Source organism: Falsiroseomonas sp. HC035, assembly GCF_050563525.1.
GTDB lineage: Bacteria > Pseudomonadota > Alphaproteobacteria > Acetobacterales > Acetobacteraceae > Falsiroseomonas.
On record NZ_JBNXUN010000026.1, the window covers coordinates 24,625 to 35,153 of the forward strand.

General features: G+C 65.2%; 11 protein-coding genes and 2 pseudogenes. 5 read left to right on the plus strand and 8 right to left on the minus strand.

The genetic code is table 11. The features are described 5' to 3' along the window. The first annotated feature begins 143 nt into the window (after positions 1-143). The 3 genes and pseudogenes from ACLF3G_RS27205 to ACLF3G_RS27215 form a co-directional block, all read left to right on the plus strand. Entirely contained in the window at positions 144-794 is a 651-nt protein-coding gene (locus tag ACLF3G_RS27205) for a hypothetical protein (protein WP_430672523.1), read from the plus strand. After that, positions 791-3,841: a hypothetical protein gene (locus ACLF3G_RS27210; RefSeq protein WP_430672524.1), complete on the plus strand. Its 3,051-nt coding sequence runs from the start codon at positions 791-793 to the stop codon at positions 3,839-3,841. The genes ACLF3G_RS27205 and ACLF3G_RS27210 overlap by 4 nt, the downstream gene beginning before the upstream one ends. Positions 3,842-4,492: 651 nt before the next feature. Next, positions 4,493-4,675 (plus strand): annotated as a pseudogene (locus ACLF3G_RS27215) (IS66 family transposase); the annotation flags it as partial. Between the two features lie 269 nt (positions 4,676-4,944). On the opposite strand, the pseudogene ACLF3G_RS27220 reads toward ACLF3G_RS27215, so the two are convergent. From ACLF3G_RS27220 to ACLF3G_RS27245, 6 genes and pseudogenes are all read right to left on the minus strand, one after another. Then, positions 4,945-5,382: pseudogene (locus ACLF3G_RS27220) on the minus strand (IS110 family transposase); the annotation flags it as partial. A 55-nt stretch (positions 5,383-5,437) separates the two neighbouring features. Further along, entirely contained in the window at positions 5,438-6,019 is a 582-nt protein-coding gene (locus tag ACLF3G_RS27225; RefSeq protein WP_430672525.1) for a YecA family protein, read from the minus strand. Next, complete coding sequence (gene tnpC, locus ACLF3G_RS27230) at positions 6,016-7,545, minus strand: IS66 family transposase (RefSeq protein ID WP_430672534.1); 1,530 nt, start codon at positions 7,543-7,545, stop codon at positions 6,016-6,018. Before tnpC ends, ACLF3G_RS27225 begins: the two co-directional genes overlap by 4 nt. Positions 7,546-7,618: 73 nt before the next feature. Beyond that, on the minus strand, positions 7,619-7,963 hold the full coding sequence (gene tnpB, locus ACLF3G_RS27235; RefSeq protein ID WP_430672526.1) for an IS66 family insertion sequence element accessory protein TnpB: 345 nt from the start codon (positions 7,961-7,963) through the stop codon (positions 7,619-7,621). Beyond that, positions 7,960-8,424: an IS66-like element accessory protein TnpA gene (gene tnpA / locus ACLF3G_RS27240; protein WP_430672527.1), complete on the minus strand. Its 465-nt coding sequence runs from the start codon at positions 8,422-8,424 to the stop codon at positions 7,960-7,962. Before tnpA ends, tnpB begins: the two co-directional genes overlap by 4 nt. Before the next feature lie 19 nt (positions 8,425-8,443). Beyond that, positions 8,444-8,692 carry a hypothetical protein gene (locus ACLF3G_RS27245; protein ID WP_430672528.1) on the minus strand — a complete coding sequence of 83 codons (249 nt, stop codon included), beginning with the start codon at positions 8,690-8,692 and terminating at the stop codon, positions 8,444-8,446. Here ACLF3G_RS27245 and ACLF3G_RS27250 point away from each other — a divergent pair. Further along, the gene (locus ACLF3G_RS27250) at positions 8,682-8,852 is read left to right on the plus strand and encodes a hypothetical protein (RefSeq protein WP_430672529.1); all 171 of its coding nucleotides are present in this window, start codon (positions 8,682-8,684) and stop codon (positions 8,850-8,852) included. The genes ACLF3G_RS27245 and ACLF3G_RS27250 overlap by 11 nt on opposite strands. On the opposite strand, the gene ACLF3G_RS27255 is transcribed toward ACLF3G_RS27250, so the two are convergent. After that, positions 8,849-9,049, minus strand: a complete 201-nt coding sequence (locus ACLF3G_RS27255) for a hypothetical protein (protein WP_430672530.1) — start codon at positions 9,047-9,049, stop codon at positions 8,849-8,851. The genes ACLF3G_RS27250 and ACLF3G_RS27255 overlap by 4 nt on opposite strands. 213 nt (positions 9,050-9,262) lie before the next feature. Between ACLF3G_RS27255 and ACLF3G_RS27260 the strand changes: the two genes are divergently transcribed. Further along, the gene (locus ACLF3G_RS27260) at positions 9,263-9,805 is read left to right on the plus strand and encodes an antitoxin Xre-like helix-turn-helix domain-containing protein (RefSeq protein WP_430672531.1); all 543 of its coding nucleotides are present in this window, start codon (positions 9,263-9,265) and stop codon (positions 9,803-9,805) included. A 37-nt stretch (positions 9,806-9,842) separates the two neighbouring features. On the opposite strand, the gene ACLF3G_RS27265 is transcribed toward ACLF3G_RS27260, so the two are convergent. Then, complete coding sequence (locus ACLF3G_RS27265) at positions 9,843-10,475, minus strand: hypothetical protein (RefSeq protein ID WP_430672532.1); 633 nt, start codon at positions 10,473-10,475, stop codon at positions 9,843-9,845. Between the last annotated feature and the right edge of the window lie 54 nt (positions 10,476-10,529).

The following is a 10,529-nucleotide window of genomic DNA, read 5'->3' on the forward strand; positions in this document are numbered from 1 at the left end:
GCGGCGAGATGAATAGGAGCAGGTGATCAGCGCCAGCCGGTCCGGTTGTGGATGGGACCAACGACCGCTCAGGACAGCCGGGCTCCGGTAACCGAACCCCAGGAAATTAGAAATTATCGTATTGCGCCCTGGGGTTCGCCCACATGCGCTGCGAAACACGATATCGTCGCCTCATCCGGGAAACACCCCGGCACGAGATCGAGATGTCAAAACCCCGCAATACGGACGGCCAAAAGGGCGTCGGCGCGGGCAAGAAATGCCAGTTCCTTATCCGCCTTTCTTCAGAGGCAGCCGCGGCTATTGAGCGCCTGACCACACGCTTAGCTACGTCGCGCCAGATCGCCAATGTCACGGCCACAGAGGCGGCACGCGGTGCCGTCGAGGCGGTCCTTCGCATCGCCGACGCCGACGCCGACCTTGCGATACGGCTCCTCGACGGGGCACAGCCCAACGAGACGGAGATATCCGCGCACGCCCCGGCCGCCGCGAGCATGCCGCGTATGACTATCGAGCCTGGGATTGATGCAACACGCGACTTACTGAGCGACGCTATTGCTGTGTCCTCTCAGCTACGAGACCGGCTAGGGCAGGCGCTATCCGCCCCGTCATCGTCCCAGGTGTTCGCCGAGCTGGCCACCATTCGCATTCAGCACGAGCGCGGCATGGCCGACGTTCTCGACCACGCACGCCAGATGGTCACCCGCGTCCGGGCCGCGACAGTCGCGGTCCATAATTTTGACCCGGAGCCGGAGGAAGAGGATCTGGCGGAGGACGACGAAGAGGCCGTGCCATGACGATTATGGTTGGCCGCGCTTCGCAGCATCCCCGTAAGGCCGTCTACTATCTCGCAAACGAGGGGCGGAATGCCAGCCGCCGGGTCCTTGCCGTGCGCGGGATATCCCTCGACCGAGATAAATTCGCATCCAGCAACAAGGCTGAGCTAAGAGTCGAGGCAGCTTTCGTTGCTTGCCAGTTGGAACTCGCCATCGAACTCGTCCCAGCGAACAGAAAGGCTCGCCGAAAATCAGAGAGCATCGAGGAGAAGAAAAAGCTTCGCAACACCTGCTACAATGCATCCCTCAACCCTCCAGCGGGATTCATCGTCACGGCGCTCGACTTTGAGCGAGGCAAATACTTTCTTGAGGACACAGTTTTTCGCCGGTACGACGGATCTAAGCGCGGACCTGTCCAACAGCCTGCGATCGCGATCCTTCTAGAGCACACGAAGCCAACGGGCATACGCAACGAAAAGCACGGACACTACACCGCCGGACTTTTCACCATCACTGGGACCGTCATCCCCATCTATTACGACGCAATTAATACCGCCGTAGCAGCAGCTCGCTGGGCACATGATCGCTGCTGGCCTGCAACCTGCTCGCACTACACCGTCGCCGTTGAGCACCGGGTGCGCGCCCACTACCCCGAGGCGCACGCCGCTGTGGTTGAGTCGATGATCCGCCGTGCCGAGCAGGGCCAACGAGTAGGTGCCATTCCAGTTGACCGCGATATCCGCGCGATGGAGCCGGCTGACTTGGCTGCGTTGATCGAAAGGCGATTCGGGCCACGCCGCGACGACGCAAATATCGAGGAGCGCATCTCGCTTTACCGCCTTTTGGACACGGTGCCGGCTAACCAGACCGTGACCGTCTTGGCAGATGCAGGATATCGCCTCGGGATTGGTGACAGCCAGACGAAGTGCGGCAATCCGATCTACCTGGTGCAGCCAGTCGAACGCGACGAAAGCGGAAAGCGCCGCGCCGGAATTGGCCTCCATCGAATTGCACGCGCGGGACTGCAGGCCGACGGCATGTACGGTGCGCTAGGCGATAAAGTGAGCGCATGGGTTGACGGTCGAACGATAGGTCTCGGCCTGCGGAGCATCCATGAGGTCAGGCGCGAGATCGACGACGCTGCCAACAAATTCCTGGGCTCGTCGTTCGATATCCGCCAGGCGGAGAGCGTTGAGACAACGGCATCAGCATCAGCCACCGCCCTCCCGGTCTTCCGAATCGCGCATCTCGCAGCGCTCGAGGCGGCAGTTCGTCAAATGGCGGAAGCCGACACGCTCCCCAGCCAACGCATCACGTTAGTCACCACGTTGACTAGCGACTGGAATAGCGTTCGTCGTGCCAATCCCGACGCCAGTATTGAGGAGGGTCGACGCGCCATCCGAGAAGGAGTTGGCGTGGCCCTGGTGGCACTCATCCGCGAAGATGCCTCGGCGGCGCCGGCCGACTCTCCAATTCGCGTCCTCGCAGAGGACGCGCTTGAGGAAGTTTCGTCGAGCGCCAGGGTTTCTCGGGCGCGATTCGGGGCTGATGCAGTCCACGCATACCTCGCTGGTCGTACGGGGTTACTCTCCGTCGAGGACGCCTGCCGTGCGGCCGGGCCAGTCGAGCGAGAGCGGGCCGCCCCGGGTGAAATGGCAGAAGCCCTCCGCCGCGCCTCCCAGGCAAAGTTCGCCATTGAAATCGCCCGGCTTGTGCAGGAACCGATCGACGACTGGGTGCCTACGGACGCACCAGGATCACCGCTGGCGCTGCCAGGAACTGGCGTCTCGGCCTCGGAGCCTGAGGAAGCCGCACCGCCATCCACACCGATCTTGCCACCACCTGCAGATGCTGTCGGCATCAACCATGGTTCGCATGAACCGCCCGGGCAGGTCACGCCGTCACTCTCGGCGGATAACGACAATGCCACCATTGCATCCGACGAATCTCGCCGAGAGGAGCTTGGCGGAGGGCTGGCCCACGAGAGCGAGCCTGTGTTGGCCCTGCCGCCCAACGGCACCACATCCCACGATCAGTCACGTCCAGAAGACAGCAAGGTCAAACGGGACGCCGCGGTTCTTGCCCTGATAGAGCGGGACGATGAGGCGCAGAAACGCACCAAGAAGCGGCCTACAAAGAAAGCCCTCCGCCTGCGACCAGACATCACCATTGTCGAACGCCAGGCAGTGCGGCAGATGCTCATCGATGCCGCCCTTGACGTGAAAAGCGAGAGTCGGCCACGGACGCCTACAGCCGCATCTCTTAACGAGAAAAAGCGCCTATCTGGGCTTCGGACGATCATCGGCCATACCCAGGCAGCGTCTGAGAAAGCCACCAACCCGGTCGAGAAATTGGCGTTGAAGGTAGGACTCGAAACCGCCCAGGAGGCTTACCGGATCGTATCGGCCGGCAGTGGTCGGCCGGGCGTTGAGCGCCAAATCCGAATAGACGACACCATCCGCGGCTTAGCCGACAATGCCAAAACAGTGCGAATGCTAGCCGCCAAACTAGCCCTCGAGCTTCCGAAGCTTCGCGGAAAAATTTCCGGTGCAGCGAAAGATAAAGGATCCTCTGAGGACATGATTGCCATCGATGGTGGTCGCGCACTGGCAAAATTGAGAGAGAGCAACGCAACGGCCAATCAAACAGCTCACTCCCTCGAAGCGGCCCTCAAGAACCTCGAGCAGGCTCATAAGAGCGCCAAGGCCGTAGGAATTAAAAGCGGAGGCTTTGAAATAGACCATCGCCTTACCCTACACGGAATACGCCACCGGACAGCGCTGGCTGTCGCCTGGATACCACCACTCCCTAACGATAAACGGACAATCAGGCGCCGTGTCGAGGACGCACTCGATGGCTCGCGTCTCCCTCTCCCACCGAAGCCCCTGGGTAAGCCCGACATCAAGAAGCAGGTGAAATGGGGCAACGACTGGAACGATCAGCAGAACCAAATAAAGGAGCAAAGGCGTCAAAAAGTCGCGGCGGCAAAAAGAGCTGAGGCACCGGCTACGGTTGTGTCAAACAAGCCGAAAACGCCACACAGTCCAACGCCAAGCGTGAGATCTTAAGGGAAGCCAACTATGACGATTCCAACCGATAACGAGCCAGCACCGCAAGCCGCCGGCGTCGTCGTCAACACGACCGGCGAGTCATCAAGGCCGGAGGCATGTCGCTTCTGCATGTATCTACAATACCCGCCAGATGGAGTTCCGGCTCCGAATGGAAGTGACGACGCCATGAAGGCGATCTTCAGGAACAGCGGCTATTGCCGTCGAGGGCAACCCGGGCCTGGAAGCGATAAATCCAGCCGAACCTTCTGGCCAATTGTTCATGTGGACAACGACTGGTGCGGCGCAGGTGTCGTTTAAGCTCGCGCTTTCAAAACCGAGCCGATGCGTCAGATGGCCTCCGCTCCCCGGAGGCCATTATGCGTAAGATCCCCCCGTTCCTAAATCCACGCCGCCGCGATCCAGCGCCACCGCTGCGTGATCCTCTGCACCCTGTGCCGGCGCCCGTGGCCCCCGCCTCTTCTGGCCTTCCGCGCCGCGGCTTCGTCGCCGCTTTCTTCGGTGCCACCATCGTCGGGGCAGGCGGGCTCGCTCTTTCGCCTAGATCTCCCTCAAAGCTTCCGCCTGCGGCCGAGCCCTCCGTCCTCGCCGCCTACCGAATGTATCTCCCGGTCGTGCCGATTACGACAGAAGCCGAGCGTGAAAAGGCCCTATGCGATGAACCATCGAGAGGGCCTTGAGCGGTTCCTCGACGACGGACGCCTCGACATCGACTCCAACGTGGTGGAGCGTTGCATCCGCCCAGTGGTCCTGGGCAGAAAGAACGCGTTGTTCGCCTCGGGAGACGACGGCGGCGAAAGATGGACGGCCATCGCGTCTCTGGTGGAGACGTGCATGTGTGGATGGCCTCCGCGGCGCAAGGGCGATTCTGGGGATTTTGACGCTGGGTCGGCGGCGTGCATGTGTCCGGCCTACGAGAGGCGGCACGTGGCCGCCGGCCTTGATGAGATCCGCGGATCGGGTCCTTATCAAGCTGACGCGCTTGGAGGCGCGTACACGTCTCCGGGGTGTCCCGATCTCGTCGATCGACCGTCGCGTCATCACCTCCATCAGCGCCGATGCACCAACTCCGCCGGCCGCCAAGGTGGCCGGCGTTCTTTCGCTCAGGCTGCCCGGTACGCTTCGCCGCGCGACAGCATCGCCCACACAATCCTCGCGGTCTTGTTGGCGAGCGCGACGGCGGCGAGCTTCAGCGGCCTACGTCCGGTCAGGCGGCCGAGCCAGGTTGCGGCGAAGCCCTCCTTTGCCCGAGCCCACCGGATGACCGCGAGTGCGCCGGTCACGAGCAGACGCCGGATCGTTCGGTCACCCATCTTGGTGATCCGCCCGAGCCTCTCCTTCCCTCCGCTCGAGTGCTGCCGCGGCACGAGGCCGAGCCAGGCGCCGAAGTCACGACCCGACCGGAACCCTCGGATGTCAGGAACGCCCGCTAGGATCGCGCTCGCCGTGATCGGGCCGATGCCGGGTACCGCTAGCAGCCGGGCGCCGTCCGGATCGGCCTTGCAGCGCCGCTTCATCTGCGCCTCCAGCTGATCGATCGTAACCGTCGTCTGGACCCCACGGCGATCGTGGCTTGACGGTGCGGCGAAGGCCGGTTCAGCGCGTCGTTTGGTGGTGGCGCCAGTAGTCGCGGATGCCGCAGACGGCTTCCGGGATGTGGTGGTAGGCGCGGCCCACGTGGTCGCGGACTTCCTGCGGCCGTCCGGCAATCAGCTTCTCGACCTCCGCGGCTTCCGAGCAGGCGATGATCGGCAGCATGAGGCCGACGTGGTCGTTGCGCTCGAACATGGGGCGCCAGGCGACCGGCCAGCGCTTGACGGCGAACATGAAGCCTGCGGCCCAGGGCTCGGGGAGGACGGTGCCGTCGTCGGTGCGCATGTAGAGCGGGCGCCAGCGGCGGCCTTGGGCAATGTGAAGGTCGCGGTGGACGGCGTTGCGGTGATCCAGCACGGCCTGGACAGCGGCGAGGCCTATCGGCGAGGTCGGCAGGCTTGGCCCGAAGATCACGCGGAGCCAGGCCTCGGTGGCGATGCGCTCGGGGCCGACGACGAGGGCGGCGCAGAAGCCGTTGATGGCGGAGACGGTCCAGTTGCGCCGGGCGATGTCGGGCTGGCCGGCGAGCCAAGTCTCGAGGTCGTCGAGGGCCAGCGCCGGGAGGCGGGCGCGGCGGGGGCTCATGCCGCGGCGGCGGTGTCGGGCTGGCGCCAGTTCCAAGGCAGCAGGGTGGCGAGCTGGGTCGAGCGGACCTCGCCGCTGACCATCCGCTCCAGCACGTCCGTCAGCCAGGCCTGCGGGTTGATGCCGTTCAGGATGGCGGTGCGGATCAGCGTGGTGGCGATGGCCCAGTTGTCTCCGCCGCCCTCGCTGCCCGCGAAGAGTGCGGCCTTTCTGGTCGCGGCCACCGGGCGGATTTCGCGCTCCACGATGTTGGTATCCAGCTCGAGCCGGCCGTCGGTCAGGAAGCGCTCCAGCCCGGTCCAGTGGCGCAGGCCGTAGCGGATGGCCTTGGCGAGCGCGCTGTCGCTGCTGACCCGGTTCAGCTGCGCGCGAAGCCAGGTCTGCATGGCGGCGACGACCGGCGCGGTGCTGGCCTGGCGGATGGCGACGCGTTGCTGCGGCGGCTGGCCACGGATTTCGCGCTCGATGGCGTAGATCTCGCCGATGCGCAGCAGGGCCTCGGCCGCGATCGGCGAGGCGGTGCCGGCATGGATTTCGAAGAAGCGCCGGCGCAGATGGGCCCAGCAGAAGGCGAGCACGACCGAGCCGTCGTTGCGCGATTTCTCCAGCGCCTTGAAGCCGGCATAGCCATCGACCTGCAGCACGCCGCGGAAGCTGACGAGATGGGCGGCTGGCCGTATGCCCTTGCGGTCCGGGGCATAGAGGTAGGCGACCGCCGGTGGCCCGGTGCCGCCGCAGACGCGGTCGTCCACGGCGTAGGCCCAGAGCCTGCCGTCCATGGTCCGTCCCAGGCCGCGTTCGAGGGTCGGCAGCGGCGTGTCGTCCGCGAAGACCCTGGCGTTGCCGGTGATGTGGCCGAGGATCAGCCCGTGCAGCGGCCGCAGCCACCAGCAGGACTTGGCGACCCAGTCGCACAGCGTCGAGCGGTCCAGCTTGATGCCCTGGCGCGCCAGGATCGCCGCCTGGCGGTAGAGCGGCAGGCCGTCGCCGTACTTGGCCACCAGCACCTGGGCGAGCAGTGCCTCGGTCGGCAGGCCGCCGGGGATGGCGCGGGCCGGGGCGGGCGCCTGATGTACGCCCTCCTCGCATCGCCGGCAGGCGTAGCGCGGGCGGATGGTGACGCGGACGCGCAGTTGCGCCGGCACCACGTCGAGCCGCTCCGACCGATCCTCGCCGATCCGGCGCATGGCGATCCCGCAGCAGGGGCAGCCCTGGTCGGAGAGGTTGATCACCTCCTCGATGCGCTCGAGATGAGAAGGCAGCGCACCGCGGTTCCGTCGGCGCTGGCCGTGATCCTGGCGATCGCGGGGCTTGGCCGGCGTGTCGTTCGCGGTCTCGGGCAATACCGGCATGCGGCCGAGTTCCAGGGCGAGCTGACCAACCTCGACACGTTCGCTGCTCTGCCCGAAGCGGGCCCGCTGGAAGCCCTTGATGATCTGCTCAAGGGCCGCGATCCGGATCTCCGCCGCCTGCAATGCGGCGCGCAGCAGGGCGGTCTCGTCGGGCTGGTCAGGGCTTTGCGGGATGTCGTCCGGCACGAGGGAATCGTCACCGATGCGCCCGTGTCGCTGCAAGCGGAAATCGACATCCGCGCGACGATCATGTGGCGCTCGGCCGCCAGGTGCGCTGCGGGTTTCGCCAATCGATTCCCTCGAGCAGCATCGAAGCCTGCGCGGCCGACAGCGCGACGCTGCCGGTGCTCGTCACCGGCCAGGGGAAGTGCCCCTGCTCCAGCCGTTTCGCGAACAGGCACAGGCCTTGCCCATCGTGCCAGAGGCACTTCACCAGCCGGCCGCGACGGCCGCGGAAGAGCCAGACCGCGCCGACGAAGGGATCCGCGCCAAAGGCCTGCTGCACCAATGCCGCCAGCCCATCCATGCCGCGGCGCATATCGGTGTGGCCGCAGGCCAGGAAGATGCGCGTCCCGGGTGCCGGGCCGATCATGGCGACGCCAGCGCCACGAGCACGCGGCGCAGCGCGGCCCCGTCAACATCGGCGCCGACACGCACGACCGCGCCACCCGGCAGCATGATCTCCATCCTGCCAGGCGTCGCAGGCGCCGTGTCGGGTCTGGCGAGAGGCTGATCCGGCGGTGCGGCCTCAGGCTCCACAGGCGGAGCCAGGCGAACCTGGGCGAAGGCAGGTGCCGGCACTGGCGGTTGGCCCAACTCCCCTGCATAAAACTGCTGCCGCCATGTGTAGAGCAAACCCGTGCCGATGCCCCAGCGTCGCGCCACCTCTGTGGGCGTCGCACCGGACTGCATCGTCTGGGTGACAATCAGGCGTTTTTGATCCACCGACCAAGCGCGCCGCCGCTCACCGCGGGTCACCACCTCCACCACCTCGCTGCGTGCACTCATACGACTTCTCGTATGAGCGCTCGCAACCTCCGCCTCGATTTCCATCCCGAACCCCGCCGCGACATCAGCCGCGACAGCGCACTATCAGAGGCCCGCGCCGCAAGGTGGGTGCCAGACGACGGTTACGATCGATCCGCTGCCCGAGCTGGACGAGCTGGTCGATGAGCTGGTTGAGCGCCTCTCGTGCCATGGCTGGTATGGGCGTAGTCGGGTCGGCGACCCGCTCGATCAGTCGCCCCATGTGCTGCGGCCCCACGGGCGCGAGGATGCCGAACTCGGCGAGGTGACCCCTGATGGCGTTGATGAGCGTCACGGCAAGAGAAGCCGAACACGCCGATATCTCAAGCGATTATGGTGATGGCAGCTACGGACACGACCCGACGATGACAGCGGAGAACGCCAGGAAGGCTGGTGAAACCGAGGCGGTCGAGACGCTCATGGTGGACGACGACCTCTACCTGGCTTCGCGCTAGTAGTAGGCCTTGATGGGTTCTAGGCCGGCCGCACGGGCGCGCTCTTCAATGGCGCGCAGCAACTCGCGCTTTTCCGCTGTGCGGAACTGCCCTTTGTTCCGCAGGCGATCGACGTATTCAGGGGTGTAAACGATCCCGGCGCGCTCAATCGCCGCATCCACCTGCGCTGACAACTCATCGAGCGTGATGCGCCTCATTGTGGTTCGCCTCCGCTCTCAGCAATGAACTGGCGACGAACACCGAGCGCCGCTCCCCATCGCGGACGAAGCCTATCACCGAGGCGGATCTTGATCGAACGATTGCGAGGAAGGAAGAGATAGGAGCGGCCGAAGACCCATAAGGGCGACCGACGGCCAGCATCGAAGCCAGACGCTCAGATGTCTTCAAGCCGAGAACCGTCAGGAGAGGATATGCTCCATCCCTCTGCCCTCAACGAAGCCGATCAGGCCCAGTCCGAGGGGCCACCCCGCCTCGATCCTTCCCGCTTCTCCTCGGAGAACCGGCGCCGCCTAAGCGCGCCAGGCCTGCGGACCTTCCTCGCCATTGCTGACCTCTGGCGCCTGACAGAGGAGGAGCGCCGGCTCGTCCTCGGCCTGCCCTCGCCATCGACCTTCCGCAACTGGTGCAAAACGGTGCGGGAACACCGGGACCTCACTCTCGACGTGGATGTGCTGACTCGCATCTCTGCCGTGCTCGGCATCCACCAGGCGCTACAGATCCTGCACCCGGACGAGCACTCGGGCATCGCCTGGCTTCGTGGGCCCCATCGGAGCGTCAGCTTCGGCGGCCAGCCGCCAATGTCCCACGTGACTTCGGGCACGCAGGACGGCCTGCTCGTGGTGCGCCGCTTCCTCGATGCTGCGTGCGGCGGGCTCTACATGGAGCCAAACGAAGTGGACCGCGGCGGCGGGGAGCATCTGCGTGACGATCTTAGCGAGCCGACAACTGGGTAGAGGGAGATCGGTGCTATGGCAGACCTAAGCTGAGGGGTCAGGACTGCCAGAGAACGGCACGGCCATTGCTCATCTCCCACCTGCCGCGCAACTTGGTCAGGAATTGGTCTCGGCTGCCGGTCCATCGAACCTCGTAGCCGAGCACCACCGCAAGGGCCTCTCGCTCCGACCACGGGAACGGCTCTGCTATCGGCCACATCATCCCGGTCGGCATGATCGACATCGGGAGCACCCGAACGGCGACAAAGGCGATCGTCTCTAGCCGCTCCTCTGAATCTTTCGACCAGCCCATCATTCGGCCACGCTTGACCACTGGAGCAAGCATCGCCCGGATAGCCGTGATCGCCGTGAGACCCATGGCCGCCACCACACGCTCGAACGCCACCACTTCATCAGCGTCCAGATCAAGCCCGTCGGACCAACCCTCGGCCGCTCTATCGGCCGCCTCGGCCGCGTGATGACCTGGCAGCAGCCCATCGCCGACACCACCCAGCTCACGTCGGCGCAGCCCGTCGTCGAACTCGAGCACGGCCTGGACGAGGCGGCGCGCAACCTCCTCGATGGTGACCAGCACTTCCGGCGGCTCGCCAGCGCCGCTCGACACCGTCGTTAGAGCCTCGACCTGCTCGGCCGTCAGCCCGAGGCGCACGGCCACGTCAGGGGTCGTCATTGGCCTTCCCTTTGCTGCTCGCCTCGGAGTTCACCTCAAAATCGCCGGGAAACC

Coding starts and splice junctions, on each gene's coding strand:
- ACLF3G_RS27205 (WP_430672523.1), top strand. CDS start 144: ATGCGCTGCGAAACACGATATCGTCGCCTCATCCGGGAAACACCCCGG.
- ACLF3G_RS27210 (WP_430672524.1), top strand. CDS start 791: ATGACGATTATGGTTGGCCGCGCTTCGCAGCATCCCCGTAAGGCCGTC.
- ACLF3G_RS27225 (WP_430672525.1), bottom strand. CDS start 6,019: ATGAGCCCCCGCCGCGCCCGCCTCCCGGCGCTGGCCCTCGACGACCTC.
- tnpB (WP_430672526.1), bottom strand. CDS start 7,963: ATGATCGGCCCGGCACCCGGGACGCGCATCTTCCTGGCCTGCGGCCAC.
- tnpA (WP_430672527.1), bottom strand. CDS start 8,424: ATGGAAATCGAGGCGGAGGTTGCGAGCGCTCATACGAGAAGTCGTATG.
- ACLF3G_RS27250 (WP_430672529.1), top strand. CDS start 8,682: ATGAGCGTCACGGCAAGAGAAGCCGAACACGCCGATATCTCAAGCGAT.
- ACLF3G_RS27255 (WP_430672530.1), bottom strand. CDS start 9,049: ATGAGGCGCATCACGCTCGATGAGTTGTCAGCGCAGGTGGATGCGGCG.
- ACLF3G_RS27260 (WP_430672531.1), top strand. CDS start 9,263: ATGCTCCATCCCTCTGCCCTCAACGAAGCCGATCAGGCCCAGTCCGAG.
- ACLF3G_RS27265 (WP_430672532.1), bottom strand. CDS start 10,475: ATGACGACCCCTGACGTGGCCGTGCGCCTCGGGCTGACGGCCGAGCAG.